The sequence below is a fragment of the Methylobacterium sp. P5_C11 genome (assembly GCF_054049775.1).
This window is the reverse complement of sequence record NZ_JBFULS010000005.1, coordinates 26,762-41,810: the sequence shown is the minus strand read 5'-3', so window position 1 is coordinate 41,810 and position 15,049 is coordinate 26,762. Positions and strand designations below refer to the sequence as shown.

The window sequence follows — 15,049 nt, the reverse complement described above, 5'->3', positions numbered from 1 at the left end:
CTTGAACCGGACGACAATCGCTGAACTGGCGAGCCCGCATTCATCGCAAGAAGCCGCCAGGTAAACCGATGGCGAGGAACGTCGCCCGCGCCAACGGTCGGAAGTCGAAGGTCCGCGCCGCTGTCGAGCACGTCTTCGCCCGGCAGAAGGGGCCGATGGCGCTCGTCGTGCGCACCATCGTCATGGCCCGCGCCGCAGTGAAGATCGGGCTAGCCAACCTCGTCTACAACATGAACCGGGCGGTCTGGCTCAACGACTCCCGAACGAGGACGGTCTGAGGACCAGGAGGGAGGCGATCCGGCCCGGATCGGGCTGGCGTGTAGGTCGCGTGAGATCCACAAAGCGCCCAAACTCCCAGCCCACCCTTCCAGAAGCTGCCGTCAGACTGGTTTTTGGAGGCGTCCAGCTGGTTGGAAGCTCCCGCGCCGCAATGGTCGTACTCCCAGCTGTCAGATCAACGCAGATCTCTCACCTTATTTGCGAGTTTTAATAAAGCCCAAGCCACTACCAGAGTGACAATGATCGAAAGTAAGATGCGATTAAATGGTAGCATCTCATCAAACGCAATGTAATTGTAAGCGATTGATCCAGCAAATCCGCTTATAGAACCGACCCAAAGCATCAAAATCCTTCGAGAAATTGGCATTGTATCGGTTCCAACCCGTTTGGGTTGCGCTGAAATAAATCGAGTTCTGAAGATATAGTTTGTGATTGCGACTACAACAAATCTCAAAGGAAGCAAGGCCCCTGTCCCATTCGATCAAGCGAGGTTGGGTGGAGCAGCATTAACGTACATCGATAGATGAGGCCTGTCATCAGCTTTCGCCTGAGCTGGCTAGGCTAGAAGAAAGTTATCTTGATGTCGAAGGCAGATGAAACGCGCACCCCGTTCAGTGCGAAGGCGAATACCCGCTCTTCGAAGAGCCTCAGCCCCCGTTCGGTCGATCGCGGCGCGAATAAGCCCACGCAGCGCATCGATCAGTTTTTGCTCATGCACTCGGGTCGATTTGATCGATGGCGAGATATCGCGGTCATTGCCGAAGCCTGGCAGGCTGGCACCAAGCAGCGGGAGGATCTTGAAACCGCTATCCAGGCAATCGACCCGGTTGAGGGGTACCACGCCTATCCGGGACCGAAGCTCTTGGCGGCGCTCCGCGACCGTGTCGCGGAGAACGACGCGAGCGGGACCGCCCGCATGGCGCTCCGGATCTCCAATGCATTGCTCACACGGGCTTACCGAGACCGGGGTACGGAATGGGATCCGCGTGCCGAGCTGGAGCCGGACGAGGTCGGCGACGTAATGCCCCCTGGTCTGGGCGAGGCAGACGTGCGCCGCCCCTATTTTGAAGTGCTGTTCGTGTCCGCGCAACCAGCTTCTCGGTGGCCGGCGCTCGCCCAAGAGGTGAAGCGGCTTCGCCGCCCTGAAGATGCGTTCGTTTACGAGCCGATTTTCGTCGGTTCATTCGAAGATGCATTCTGCGCGGCGGCGATCAACCCGTCCATCATTTCAGCGGTCGTGCCGGAGGGCTTCACATTCCGGTCGCGTTTTGACGCGCCTGTGCTGCGGGACGTTCTGCAAACACTGGGCGTGAACGACGATCGCAGCACTTCCGCCTTGCGTCTTGCCGGCGCTTTGAAGCGCATCCGGCCGGAGCTCGACATCTTCATCCTCTCGGAGCGCCGGGTTGAGGAACTCGCGGGCGATCCGGCCGCGGATTGCGTGCGCCGAATCTTCTATGCGGTCGAAGAGCCTCTGGAAATCCACCTCTCGATCCTCGAGGGCGTTCAGGACCGATACGAGACACCCTTCTTCGATAATCTTAAGCGGTACGCGCGGCGGCCTGTCGGAACTTTCCATGCGCTCCCGATCGCGCGCGGCAAGTCGGTTTTCAAATCCGATTGGATCCGCGACCTCGGCGCATTCTACGGCATCAACCTGTTCCTAGCCGAGAGTAGTGCGACGACGGGCGGTCTGGACAGCCTTCTCGAACCGACCGGTACCATCAAGCGGGCGCAGGACATGGCAGCGCGCGCCTTCGGCGCCGACCACGTCTTCTTCGTGACCAACGGGACCTCGACCTCGAACAAGATGGCGGTTCAAGCTCTGCTCGGGCCTGACGACATCGCCATCGTTGACCGGAACTGTCACAAGTCGCACCACTACGGCATGGTGCTCTCCGGCGTGCAGCCGATCTACGTCGAGGCGTTCCCGATGACGGAATACTCGATGTATGGAGCCGTCCCGCTGGCGGAAATCAAGCGGGCGCTGCTCGCGTCCCGCGCTGATGGTCGCCTGGAGCGGGTCAAGCTGCTCGATCTGACCAACTGCACCTTCGATGGTCACATGTACAACGTACGCCGGGTGATGGAGGAATGCCTCGCGATCAAGCCGGATCTGATCTTCCTCTGGGACGAGGCCTGGTCTGGATTCGCGCGGTTTTCGCCTTTCCTTCGTCCTCGCACCGCGATGGGAGCGGCAGCCGATATCGAAGCTTGGTTGACGGATCCTGCCTCGCTCGACGCCTATGAGGACCAGCAGCGTGAGCTTGGAAGCCAGCCTTCGGATGAGGTGCTACTGAAGACGCGGTTGGTGCCCGACCCACGTCAGGTACGGCTTCGGGTCTACCAGACGAACTCAACCCACAAATCGATGTCCGCGATACGGCAGGGCTCCATGCTCTTGGTCAAGGATGTCGACTTCCACACCGTGCAGGCGCAGTTCCGCGAGGCGGTATTCACGCATGCCTCGACCAGCCCTAACCAGCAGCTCATCGCGAGCCTCGACGTGGCCCGCCGTCAAATGGAGCTCGAGGGCTACGGGCTGGTCATGAACGCGATCGAGATCGCGCTCAGAATCCGAAAGGCAGTCAACACGCATCCGCTGGTGTCGCGCTATTTCAACGTCCTTGGAGCCGAGGGCATGATCCCGGCGGAGTACCGCCAGTCCGGTTTCAAGGACTACCTTGATCCGAGTGCGACTTGGGCCGACGTCGTTCGCGCCATGAGTGAGGATGAGTTCTATCTTGATCCGACGCGCATGACGCTCGTCTGTGGCACGGCGGGCTTCGACGGCACGCAATTCAAGGGCCTGCTGGCGAGCAAATACGACATTCAGCTCAACAAGACGTCGCGAAACAGTGTACTGCTGCAGTCGAACATCAACAATACTCGTAGCGATGTCGCCCACCTGATTCGTGTTTTGGTGGAGATCGCTCGCAATATCGAGGACGGGCTTGCCGCCGGCGGGGAAGCGGAACGCGCCACTTTTGAGACTCGCGTTAAGTCGTTGATGACCGACGTGCCGGATCTGCCGAATTTCAGTCACTTTCACCAGATTTTCCGCGAAGACTCAGGCGAAAACACACCCGAAGGCGATATCCGCGCGGCATTTTTCAGCGCCTACGATCCTTCGTTTTGTGAATACGTGCCCCTGTTCGGTCCGGAATGCGATCGGCGGCTACGGGAGGGGCCGGAGATGATCTCGGCCAACTTCGTCATTCCCTATCCTCCCGGGTTCCCGATCATGGTGCCGGGCCAAGTACTGACGCAAGAGACCGTGGATTTCATGCGTAAGCTCGATGTGAAGGAGATCCACGGCTACGAGAAGACGAGAGGTCTTAAGCTGCTCAAACCGGATGCTATCGCAGCGAAACGTCGAGCCAAATCATCCGCGACTCCGAAGGGGAGCCGGAGAGCGGCATAGATAAGGTTGCAAGCAGAGGGACGAAGCGAACCCGAATAGGAGGCCTACATGTTCGAGTGGTTTGCAAACACGCTTCGTCAGTATCCTGAGATCGCTATCTTTATCGCCCTCGCATTCGGCTATTATTTCGGATCCTTCACATACAAGGGTCTTGGGATCGGCGCCGTGACGGCGACACTCATTGCCGCCGTGATCATCGGCCAGATCGGCATCAGCGTGACTGGGCCGCTCAAGCCGTTCTTCTTCCTTATGTTCCTGTTCGCGATCGGTTACGCAGTGGGACCACAATTCGTCCGGGGTGTCGCGAAGGATGGTCTTCCACAAGCCCTCTTTGCCGCCGTTGTCTGCGTGTTTTGCCTCGCGGGTGGTTATCTTGCGGCGAAGCTTGGGGGCTATGATGCGGGGTCCGCAGCTGGTCTCTATGCTGGCTCGCAGACGATCTCTGCCTCCATGGGTCTCGCGACCGACGCGATCAACCGGTTGCCGATTCCCGAAGATCAAAGCAAGGCTCTCCTCGATGCGATGCCGGTAGCCTACGCCATTACCTACATCTTCGGCACGCTCGGTTCTGCAGTGGTCATCGCTCTGCTCGGCCCGGCGCTGTTGGGCATCGATCTCGAAGATGCCTGCAGGCGATACGAGGAGAAGCATGGCGGGACAAGGGTAGCCGGGGGGCCCGGAACCGCATGGCACCAGTTCGATCTGCGTGCCTACCGCGTTCGGCCGGACGGGATCATCGTTGGGAAGACGGCGGAAGAAGCAGAGCGGATGCTGCCGGAGCAGCGGATCTATATCGAACGGGTTCGCCGCGGTCGGGAGATCATGGATGCAAACGCTGATACCGTCATCCAGGCGGGAGATGTGGTTGCTGTCGCGGGACGGCGCGAGGTTCTGGTAGATCTGATCGGCACGGCGGCGGAAGAAGTAGATGACAGGGAAATGCTCGCGGTTCCCGTTGAGGGTCTTGATGTCTACGTAACTAGCAAGGAAGTCGACGGCCGCTCGTTAGCAGAGCTGGCGCAAAGTCCCTGGGCGCGAGGAGTGTTTTTACGGAAAATTACACGGGGAGCTACCGCGATCGACATCCCGATCCTGCCGAGCACCAAGATCAATCGCGGAGACATTCTCACGCTTGTAGGCCGCAGTCAGGACGTGAGCCTGGCCACCAACGCGATCGGATATCCCGACCGCGCGACCGATGTGGCCGACGTTATGTTCATCGGCGCGGCGATCGCGATTGGCGCACTGGTGGGGGCGATCGTCTTCAACGTCGGCGGGGTGCCGCTGACGCTCTCAACATCCGGGGGCGCCTTGATCTCGGGCCTATTCTTCGGCTGGTTGCGTTCCGTGCGCCCTAAGTTTGGGCGGATCCCGTCCTCGACGGTCTGGTTCATGAACTCGGTCGGCTTGAACGTTTTCATTGCGATTGTTGGAATCTCCTCGGGACCGAAATTCATCGCCGGATTGCAGCAGCTCGGTTTCGGCATCTTCCTTTGGGGTATATTCGCCACTACCCTACCGCTTGTTCTTGCTATGTATGCGGGAAAGTACCTGTTCCGCTTCGACGACGCCATTTTGCTTGGGGCTGTCTCAGGCGCCCGCACCACGACGGCTTCGCTTGGGATGGTCAACGATCGGGCAAAGAGTCAAATCCCCGGCCTCGGCTATACGGTGACCTATGCGGTCAGCAACACGCTTCTGACAATCTGGGGAATGGTCCTGGTCATCCTGTTGACTTAGAGCGCCAAGTCGGCCGATCGACACTGCTAATGGTCTGAGTGAGAAGTCCGTTTGCAGAAGTGGGCGACGCGGGCGAAGATTACGTCGGCTGACTTGGTCTAAACGAATGGCTTGCGACGAGCGTGGTTTTCAATGAGCGACAGGCTCCCGGACGAGTTTGCCCGCCGGTCGGCCACCTGACCACCGACTTGCATCTGTCCGAGCTCGTCGAGCCATAAGGACCTTCTTGGAGCCTCAGAAATGGCCCCGGAAGCTTCAGCCCTACAACTCAGTAGGTGATTACTGCTATAAACCGGAACGAGCCCTACGGGTCGGCTCAGAACACCACTGGAGCGTGACTCGCGGATGTCTGGGGGAGATCCCGATGTACCAGCACATTCTTGTCCCTACCGACGGGACGCCACTTTCCGCCTCGGCCGTGAAGCAAGCTATGTCGCTCGCTAAGACTGTCGGAGCGAAGGTGACAGTGCTCACGGTAGTTCACCGGCTCCCGACATTGGCTTTGGGGCCGTCGAACCCGTACGCGGATCAGTTCAGGCGAGATGCACATGCCGAGGCCGAGCGCAGGCTCACCGAAGCCGAGCAGGAAGCCAAGCAGGTTAGTGTCCCTTGCGAGGTCGTGAAAGTCGAGGACCGGCAACCGTACGAGGCCATTATCGAAACCGCCGGCGCCCGGGGCTGTGACCTCATCGTCATGGCCTCGCATGGCAGTCGTGGCATTTCCGCCCTCGTCATTGGCAGTGAGACCATGAAAGTTCTCACGCATTCCAAACTGCCCGTTTTGATCTACCGCTGACCGTCACCAGGACGGCCGCGAATGCGAACCCGCGGGCCGCCCCCAATGCGCACGGCAACCGCGCCCGCAGCTCAATTCGACTGGACAATCCGCACGCGCAACCGCTTAGGCCTCCGCCTATTAGACAGCTTATATTAATACCAATTCGTCAATCAGGATCACTGATTAGCCTTCAGCGGTCGCCAGTTAGCCTCAATCAGCTCTAACCCCGGTACCTGCGATGACAATGTCCGGCTCTCCACTTCGGTCGTCGCGACCCGCGGGCTTCGGTGGTCGTTGGCCAGGCGATCGAGCAGAGTTAGAGCGTTAAATGTTGCCAGGAGGAGGTAGGTGACCCAGAGCACGGCTCTGACGTGCTCGGCATGCTGCTCCAGCTGCAGGATCAGGATGGCCCCGGCCGTGAACATAGCCGCCATCGCTAGAGGCATGATTAGAGGGGCAGACATCGCTCTATCCCGGATCGCCAGCATGGCGAGCGCCTGAGCGATTGTGCCGTGCCGCCAGATCGGTCGCTTGATGCGACGGGTCACCTCAACCCATCCGGTTGTCGGTCCGACAGTCGGACCGGGCGTGCTGCCCCTTCCTCACCTACCGGCGAAAGCCTCGGCCGCCATGGAAGCCGCCTCTGTAGACGCCGACGCGTCGCCCGCCGTAGACTCCGCCGCGGTACCCGTGGACGCCACCCCGGTAGCCGTAGACACCACGCCCACCATAGCAGCCCCCATAGATGCTCCGTCGGCAGCCGCCACGGCCCGGTAGGAGTGACCTGCGGGTATCTTTGCCGCTCTCGGCTCCCCGCCTACCGACGGCAGTTCGCGGTGCTGCAAGCCCTATTGCAAGTAAGCGTGACCGGTGATTAGAATGCTCTCGGATCAGCAAGCTACTCAGATCAACTGAGGCTATTATCGATCCGTGTTAGGGAGGGTGTTATGCTTGCATTCGCATGCCTCTTCACTGTGCTCGCCGTGCTAGGATCTCTCATCGGCTTAGGCACCGTTGGAAACCCAATTGGCGCACATCACATGACAAGTTACGGTTGGGCGCTATGCCTCAACGCAACGTCACTCGCCATGCTCTTGATCTATCTGCGCTTTTCCCAGAAAAGCTCGCCCTTCTCGTAAAGTTTCTTCGCTGATGCGGCTGATCGGTCAGCTCATAAGCCGTCTTTGCCGCCTGAAGATCAATGCCAGCGGCTGAGAGCCGATCTTCACAGCGGCCGCGCGTCTTGCCGAAAAGCCTGAGTATCCGGACGGAGGAAGCGCCTCGGCCGCGGTTCCGACGACACGCAGAACACTGCGATGTGGATCGTAAGCCGATCCGACACGAAGGCGGCAAGCTCGGTCGGAATGCCTAATTGGTGGTGAACACCACCGGGTACGCGTTTGCGGCAGGCTTGTACGGAGTGGACCCGGTGTTCATGAACTGGTGTTAGTAGCCGCAGGTGCAGCCGCCGTACCCCTGCGTGGGGTAGCTGTAGCCGTAGGCGGCGGGGGCGTAGCCGCCATAGTAGGAGTCGCCGTAGCCGTAGCCGCCGTAGTAGTTGCTGGCCGCAGCCCCGACCGCCGTGCCGACCGCGAGACCGGCAAGACCTGCACCGACGCCGTAGCCATAACCGCGGCCACCGTACCCGTACCCCCGGTAGCCGTAGCCGCGCCCGCCGTAGAAGCCGCGCCCGCCGTAGAAACCGCCGCGGTAGCCACCAGCCACGCCTCGATAACCACCTACGCCGCCGCGCCAGCCGCCACCGCCGAACCCACCACCGCGGTATCCGCCGCCACCAAAGCCGCCGCCGCGGAAACCACCACCTCCGAAGCCGCCACCGCCGCCTCGGAAGCCGCCGCCACCGAAGCCACCGCGGGCCTCAGCGGAATCCGCGGCGACGAACGAGCCCATGCCGAGCGCGGCCAGGGACACCAAAACAAATTTGCGCATAGCATTCTCCATGTCCCCAGCCACGAAAACGGTACTACGTTTTTGATCCCGGATCGCCTACCTGTTGTGCGCGATCATCTGTATGCTGGACCTCAATCCTGGTTAGCAGCTAGCGAGCTCCGGGACGGCGCTAGTAGGCGTAGTAGGCAGGCCTGTATGGGCCGGGCGGATTCCCGCTATAACGTCCGGCCGCCGGCACGCTGGCGCCAACGACCGGGGCTACGGGGTCGAAGGGTAGAAGAGCCGCGCCAGCGGAGATGAAGCCCGCCAACGCACGCACGTCGTCGGGCTGCCGCCGATCACGCGAAATAAACGCCGTCTCTCGTTGGAACCTCAGATTGCATGCTCGCAAGGGGAGGCCGCCGGCAGGGGTGCAGGCGTCGTGCCGGGCGCAGGCAGCATCGAGCGCGTCGATGGGGAGACGAGGCGCGTTGTTGCCGAGCCCGCAATAGTTGCCGTGGATGAGCGCCGCCGGCTGGTCCACGTCGATCACCGACTGGGCAAGCGCAGGCGAGGTCAGGCAAGCGGCAAGAACAAGGGGAGGTAAGATCCCGAGGGTCATGGCTTTTGACTTCGTGACAGGTGGATGCAGCCCGAGACGGACGGGCATGCCTTTCAGTAAGATCGACAGACGCCGGAACACGCCTCGTTTCATCTGTATTACCGTCCGGACGACGTCGCTTGATCCGAGGGGACATCCATCGAAAGCCGTGCCCGGATATTGGTGGCCTCGCGGGGCAGGTACCGCGAACGGATCTGCGCCGGCTTCGTCTGTCACCGCACGAGCTTTGCCTTATCTTTCCTCTCCGAGAATTTAGTTGAAAAGCTCGGTGGCAGCGCCTCGGGCAACATCCAGGGCAACATCACGGAGGATACTTTTCTTTCCTTTGCGTTGCAGTCTCTATCTAACAACAGCTTTGTCGCAGACCCGACATCTCGCGCAACGAGCGTGCCTCATCGAGGAGTGCACTGTGCTGCGCAGCAGCTCGCCAAATTTGGTCGAAGAAATTCCGGCCCTGGTGGAAAGAAGGTCGTTGTTGGAATAGGCCGGGGCTGAGATGCCCTGATTTCAACCCGATTGAGCGAGCCTTCGTCAAGCTCACGGCGCTGTTGCTCAGCGCGGCAGCCTGCACGATCTCGGAACTCAGGGCGGCGATCCGGCAGGCCTTCTCGTGCTTCACTCCGCAGCAGTGCCGCAACTACCTCGCCGCGGCCGGCTACAAGGACGACTTGGCCTCCGCTACCTGACCGGCAACAGCTCTAACCCTGCGGCGCCAGACGCCAATCGTTCCTGCACCCAGCAGCACCCGGGCCGACGCATCAATGTTTTGCGTCCGTCTGACTACCGCCGATGCCGGTGGAGAAATCTTCGGCGCGCACCTCCCCGTCGAAGACGGTCTTGATTACCCGGGCCACGCCGGCGCCTAGCTCTGGCGGATGGATCGACTTCGCCCGCCGAATGGCCTCAGTGATCACGTCCTCGTGGCTCACCAGGCCGACGCGCTCCAACTCGTGCAGCAGGAGCGCGTTCATCACCAGGGCCGCCAGCGACTGATGCGCCATAGCCGTGAGGTCCTTCGCGATCTGCGCCGAGTTCTCCGCTTGCATCAGGACCAGCTCGGTCAGCTGCTCGGGGGTGAAGGGATCGTCGGTGGTGTCGCTCATGCCCAGCCAGGATAGCGGAAGCGCCAGAACTATAGATCTGACGGCCTGCAACTGGTGCTTGGTCAGCCAGCTACGCGGTCGCAAGGCATCAACGCCGCAACGGACCTGTTGAGTTCCCACGGGCCCCTGAGCTGGCAGCCAAGGGTCGCCGGGCGCCTCGCCGCACAGTCTTCAGTGCAGCCGTTTACGACACCGCGGCTCAGGCCGCGGATCCTCACGCTGTGCTTTAGCGTCCGTCGACCGGTTCTCCAGCCTCTAGACGCTCGGGGCCTTGCCCGACCAGCGCCGGAACGCATGCGTGAAGGCTGCGGGTTCGGAGAAGTGCAGGGCCTCTGAGACCTGCGTCACGCTCAACCCGGTGTCGACCAGCAGCCGCTGTGCCACCTGGAACTGCGTCTCACTGGTGAGCTGCTTGAAGCTCGTGCCCTCCGCCCGCAACCGGCGGGCCATGGTGCGGCGGTTCGTCATTTGCCTGTGCGCAACCCGGTCGGCTGTGCAGCGCAGCTGGGTGACACTGGTCTGAAGGAAGCGGCGCAGCTCGTCCGTCAGGGTATGCGGCTGGTCGACGCCGATTTGGCGGATCTGCCGTTTGAGGGCTCGGCAGGCGACCGGGTCCGCGCCCGCGATCGGCTGCTCCAGGAGTTCGGCCGGGAACACCAGCGTGGCCACCTCCTCGTTGAACCGGAGCGGCGCACGAAAGAAGGCGCTGTAGGGCCGCGTGTCCCGCGGGGCGGAGCGCGGTAGCAACACCTCCAACGGAGCCAAGCCGGGCCCGCACAGCTCCCGCAGCAGGTTGGTCATGGTGGCAAGCGCCCGCTCAGAATTGTGGGCTGCCCCCTCAGCTCCTGGGCGGTAGGGTGAGTGACTGAGGACCGCTACGCCGCCACACGTGCCGAGCCCGATCACCGCGCCCCAGTTCCGCCTGCCGACGTGCTCTTCGAGAGCGCGCAGGGCGTCCCCAACCGTGTCCGAGTTGCGCATCAGCAGGCCCATTGGCCCGAGCGAGGCCAGGGCCGTCCGCTGGCCGATGAGGAGACTTAGGTGGCGACAGCCGGTGCGCTCGGCTCCGAGGGCGATCAGGCGGCCGAACACGGCGTAGGAGACCAGGGTGTTGCCCCCGTCCAAGTAATCCGGATCGAGGCCGACCTCGGCCACGAGGGCGTCGGCATTTGCGCCGAGTTCGACGAGGACGGTGTAGACTGCCTGCGCGACCTGGGGATGGATGAAGCCGACGAGCGGCGTCTCAGGCGAGCTGGAAGTTCCGGCTGCGGGAGACGGATTCGAGCGACTACCCGCGCCTGACCAGACAGAATTCGCCATGACGCAGCCCCCGTTTCCAAATCAGACGGCTCTCGAAAACATAGGTTGATGCAATGAGACACGGGTCAAGGGCTTCAAGCAACTTTCGTACCTTATCTGACAGTTACAAAAACCGCGTTTCCGCGGCCGCGAGTTATTCGATCGCGCACAATGACAAGTTTTATATTGTATTCAATAGCCATACTGCCCCGATTAGGAGATCATGCCCCAGCGTAAAATCGCCCTGGCATCAGCCTGTCTTCAGCACGTGACCCCGGGCAATCTGGTTCAATCAGCGAAACTAGCCCGCGGCGATGCGATGTAATTCGCGAGAGCCGTGAGGAGCGCCAATCTTTAACGATCTACGCTCAATTCTACCTGCGGCCTCGATCTCGTCGTGATCCGGTAGAGGTCGGCTGTTCCTGCGTTAGGCGTACCGCTTTGCACATCCTCAATCCGCTCACCGGAAAAATCGTCGAGCTTCCCCGGCCGAAGCCGAAGCCGAAAGCGGAGTGAAGGCTTCAGCTCCATGCCTTCTGCCCCGGAGTACCAGCTACGGATTGCTCGGCACCGACCCCGTGGGGGAGTGGACGTCGAGAACGCGATCTTCGACGCTACCACGATGCAGGTCGCGATTGCCCAGGCCACGGAGCTGACGGGCAGGTTCCTGGGACACCAGCCGGGCGTGGCAACGCTGACGAGCGCGAAGTGGGGCCTCATCTGGTCGTATCGGCACAACATGCCGGACCCGCCTGGGCCCTAGAGGCTGTTATGAACCTGCAGCCCAGTAAGTCACTGATTTTACTCGCGTCTAGCAGTAGCTAGTTCCGGCCGTGCTATGGTTGCTCTTCATGAGCGGAGCATTCAGCCCCGGGCGCCAAGCTCCCCAAAGATCAGACCGGGAATTTGCGTCAGAGGCGCATCAGCTGATGCAAATATTCGTCGCTGGCTGGTTCATAACACGCTCTAGAGCGCGGCCCAATCAGTTTGAAGCACAAGCGTCGTCCTCGTAGCCGGCAGCTGTGAAGTAGTTGCGGCATTCTTCGGGCGAGAAGCGCGTGAAGGCTTTGTGGATCGCCGCCCAGAGATCGCTGACCGTGCGCGCCGCCGCGCTGCGCAGGAGCGCTTTGAGTTTTGCGAAGGCTTGTTCGATCGGGTTGAACTCAGGGGAGTACGGCGGGAGGTACAAGAGCCGGGCTCCGGCTGCTTCGATCGCCTCGCGCACGCCTGCCACCTTGTGGACGCCGAGGTTGTCCAGGATGAGCGTGTCGCCCGGCCTCAGGGTCGGGACCAGCGTCTCGGCCACGTAGGTTCGGAAGCGCTCGCCCGTCACGGGCCCGTCCAGCAGCGCAACCGCCTCGGGCCCGCTCGTCCTCAGCCCGGCGATGACCGTGGTGGTCTTCCAATGACCAGCGGGCGCCGCGATCCGGCAGCGCTCGCCGCGCGGAGCCCAACTATCGCGGCGGACCATGCTGGTGTTGGCCGCCGTCTCGTCCAGGAACACGAGACGGTCCGGATCGAGCTCGGGCTGCGCCTCATACCAAGCCTCACGCGCCGCTCTTACGTCCTCGCGCTCCTGCTCAGCTGCGTGCAGAGCCCCTTTTTGCGCGTGATCCGGTGCCGGGCGAAGAAGCGCGACAGAGAGCTGGTGCTGACCGCGACCCCGCGTTCCTGAAGAGCCTCACGCAACGCGCGCAGGAGGACCTGCGGGCGGGCTTGGTAGGTCTGCCGGATGAGGTCGGCATGAGCCTCGATGTGGCGGGAGCGCTGGTCGCCGCCCAGCGGCTTGGGCGCGACGTGGCCCACGCGCCGCTTCTGCTGCGACCAACGGCTGGCGCTAGCCCGGCTCACGCCGAAGCGCTCGGCGGCTTGCCGGCAGGTCGCCCCGGACGAAACCGCGGACGCCACGCGCTGGCGCAGATCGACGGACAAGGTTGTCGGCATGGTCTCTCCTCCTTGCCCCGCCAACCCCCAGCCGCCCAGCGCAGCTTCCGATCGGACGAACCCCGCTCTAGCCGTTGCAGCTACTGGCTTTCCATCAGGCCGTTCATGGCGCGGCACCTTTCAGCCGCATCGCCTCCGCCGGCCATGCATCCCGGTTGGCGCGCACCTCGACGAGTTCCGCCTGGAGTGCTCTGATCCGCGCCTGCAGATGCCCGGCGTCAATTGCGGCCTCGATGAGCATCTCCTGCGCTTGGGCAAGTTGCTGGCGCAGCTCGATGTGAAGCGGCGATTGCGGGCACCGCGGAGGCGCAGCAAAGGATGTCTGATACGTCGTTCGACGGCCACGCGCTAATGTACGGTGAATGACTCAGGCTTTTGCAGAACGACAAACGCCCCAGAAGCGGGTGCTCCTGAGGCGCTGCCGACCTTGCGGCCAGGTTGATCGGGCTGGGGATGCAACGGTCAACCGAATTGTGGCATCTTACGCGGCAGGAGGCGATGAAGAGGACCAGTCCCTCGCCGCCCGCCGCCCACACCCCGACGCAATGTCGGGAGCGGTCCGGCTTGGCTCGACTTTAGTACGAACCGAATTTGTAGTTCAGGCCGGCGCGGACGACGGCGAACTCGTCGGAGCGGCGTCCGACGGGGTTGAAGACGGCCGGGACGTTGTTGACGGTGTCGATCACGAACGCACCCTGGTTGCGAGTGCCGCGATCCAGGTTCACGTACAAGCCCTCGATCTTCACCGTTACAGCCGAGGAGCGGAAGAAGTTCAGGAACGCGTCGTTGGCCAGCGCGAACTCGATGCCGCCGCCTGCGGTCCAGCCGGTGCGGAAGCTGTCGTTGCCAGCAAACCCGCCGAAGTTCCGGCTCGCGCTACCCGAGCCGTAGGCGAAGCCGCCGGTGCCATACACGAGAGTGCGGTCGAAGGCGTAGCCGAGACGGCCGCGGACCGTGCCGAAGAAGTCGAGGCTGGAGAGACCGCGCGGGTCAGTGACTAAGAAGCCCGGCGCCAGCGCGCCGCCGACGATCACGGCGTTATTCCGGTTGCTGCCGAAGCCGAGATACTGAGCGTCGGCCTCGAAGCCGATCACCACACCCCGACCAGGGTTGAACTGGTAATTGTAGCCGATCTGGCCACCGCCCGAGAAGCCGTCTTGGCTGCTGTTGCGGAAGACGGCCGTAGTTCCGGGGGTCGCGAAGGGCACCGGCACCGCGAAGGCCGAGCCGGTGCTGCGGCTGCTGGCGTCAAACGCATAGCCAGCGTTGAAACCGAAGTACCCACCGGTCCAGGTGAACACCGGGACGGGCGTGAACACCGGCGGGGGCTCCGCGCGGCGCGGCAGGTCGGCAGCCGAAGCGGCGCCGGCGAGGGCTGTGAACGTGGACAACGCGGCCAGAAGTTTCTTCATGACGGTGCTTTCCCCTGATTGAAGCTTAATCAGCGGAAGGGTAGCAGCGTACATACGGCCAAGCTGTATCGCCAAGGCCACACTAGCGGCGGAAGTGAGGTCAAAATGCAGTAATATGCCCAAGTCTCCGTACACTCATCACAATTCGGTCCGTTTCGAGCCTGTGTTGGATTCATGACGGCATTCTCAACGCGTTTTGTATCCTGCATTGAAGCCCATATGAGGATTAGATGCACCGTGTTCGATCGTACATTATCGGATGCCAGGAAGCGGATACTGTTTCGAGCGCCACCAGCATGCATGTGACCGCCTGACAGACATACGGCGATGATGTCGACGCCGTTCACGCGGCAGCGACATGGATCGTCGAGTACGTCGGGCGACTCGTCACGCATATCAATGACGCCAGCATCCTCACGATCGGCATCTTCGAAGACGTCCCGCTCGTCGCCTCCGGTCGTCATGTGCACATTAACGTCCGGGCCGTGTTCGTCACGGCGCTGGAAACCGCACGGCATCCGTTGGCGAGCATATATTGCGCCCTGGTACGGCCCAAGC

General features: G+C 61.9%; 11 protein-coding genes and 2 pseudogenes. 5 read left to right on the top strand and 8 right to left on the bottom strand.

Annotated features, from left to right (window positions below; translation table 11 throughout):
- Positions 1-26: 26 nt before the first annotated feature.
- The 4 genes and pseudogenes from ACXJKQ_RS04690 to ACXJKQ_RS04675 all read left to right on the top strand — a co-directional run.
- Positions 27-278, top strand: a pseudogene (locus ACXJKQ_RS04690) (IS5/IS1182 family transposase); the annotation flags it as partial.
- 713 nt (positions 279-991) lie between these two features.
- Entirely contained in the window at positions 992-3,703 is a 2,712-nt protein-coding gene (locus ACXJKQ_RS04685; RefSeq protein WP_210035594.1) for a decarboxylase, read from the top strand.
- A gap of 48 nt (positions 3,704-3,751) precedes the next feature.
- Positions 3,752-5,443 (top strand): aspartate-alanine antiporter, encoded by a 1,692-nt coding sequence (gene aspT, locus ACXJKQ_RS04680; protein ID WP_457104603.1) that lies wholly within the window; start codon positions 3,752-3,754, stop codon positions 5,441-5,443.
- 364 nt (positions 5,444-5,807) lie between these two features.
- Positions 5,808-6,239 carry a universal stress protein gene (locus tag ACXJKQ_RS04675; RefSeq protein WP_457104602.1) on the top strand — a complete coding sequence of 144 codons (432 nt, stop codon included), beginning with the start codon at positions 5,808-5,810 and terminating at the stop codon, positions 6,237-6,239.
- Positions 6,240-6,397: 158 nt separating this feature from the next.
- Here the strand turns inward: ACXJKQ_RS04675 and ACXJKQ_RS04670 are convergent, their stop codons facing one another.
- The 3 genes from ACXJKQ_RS04670 to ACXJKQ_RS04660 form a co-directional block, all read right to left on the bottom strand.
- Entirely contained in the window at positions 6,398-6,769 is a 372-nt protein-coding gene (locus ACXJKQ_RS04670; RefSeq protein ID WP_457104601.1) for a hypothetical protein, read from the bottom strand.
- 898 nt (positions 6,770-7,667) lie between these two features.
- The gene (locus tag ACXJKQ_RS04665) at positions 7,668-8,171 is read right to left on the bottom strand and encodes a hypothetical protein (protein WP_457104600.1); all 504 of its coding nucleotides are present in this window, start codon (positions 8,169-8,171) and stop codon (positions 7,668-7,670) included.
- A 130-nt stretch (positions 8,172-8,301) separates the two neighbouring features.
- A complete protein-coding gene (locus tag ACXJKQ_RS04660; protein ID WP_457104703.1) occupies positions 8,302-8,733 on the bottom strand; it encodes a hypothetical protein in 432 nt (143 codons plus the stop codon).
- Between the two features lie 500 nt (positions 8,734-9,233).
- On the opposite strand from ACXJKQ_RS04660, the pseudogene ACXJKQ_RS04655 reads away from it, so the two are divergent.
- Positions 9,234-9,419 (top strand): annotated as a pseudogene (locus tag ACXJKQ_RS04655) (IS630 family transposase); the annotation flags it as partial.
- A 72-nt stretch (positions 9,420-9,491) separates the two neighbouring features.
- Here ACXJKQ_RS04655 and ACXJKQ_RS04650 read toward each other — a convergent pair.
- From ACXJKQ_RS04650 to ACXJKQ_RS04630, 5 genes are all read right to left on the bottom strand, one after another.
- Positions 9,492-9,836, bottom strand: a complete 345-nt coding sequence (locus ACXJKQ_RS04650; protein WP_457104599.1) for a hypothetical protein — start codon at positions 9,834-9,836, stop codon at positions 9,492-9,494.
- 255 nt (positions 9,837-10,091) lie between these two features.
- On the bottom strand, positions 10,092-11,156 hold the full coding sequence (locus tag ACXJKQ_RS04645) for an AraC family transcriptional regulator (protein WP_457104598.1): 1,065 nt from the start codon (positions 11,154-11,156) through the stop codon (positions 10,092-10,094).
- Positions 11,157-12,117: 961 nt separating this feature from the next.
- Positions 12,118-13,079 (bottom strand): IS630 family transposase gene (locus ACXJKQ_RS04640; RefSeq protein ID WP_457104597.1). Its coding sequence is split into 2 segments (ribosomal slippage): positions 12,118-12,743 and positions 12,743-13,079, totalling 963 coding nucleotides; the frame shifts between segments, so codons are not numbered across the junction.
- A 103-nt stretch (positions 13,080-13,182) separates the two neighbouring features.
- On the bottom strand, positions 13,183-13,320 hold the full coding sequence (locus tag ACXJKQ_RS04635) for a hypothetical protein (RefSeq protein ID WP_210028614.1): 138 nt from the start codon (positions 13,318-13,320) through the stop codon (positions 13,183-13,185).
- 334 nt (positions 13,321-13,654) lie between these two features.
- Positions 13,655-14,491, bottom strand: a complete 837-nt coding sequence (locus tag ACXJKQ_RS04630; protein WP_457104702.1) for an outer membrane protein — start codon at positions 14,489-14,491, stop codon at positions 13,655-13,657.
- Between the last annotated feature and the right edge of the window lie 558 nt (positions 14,492-15,049).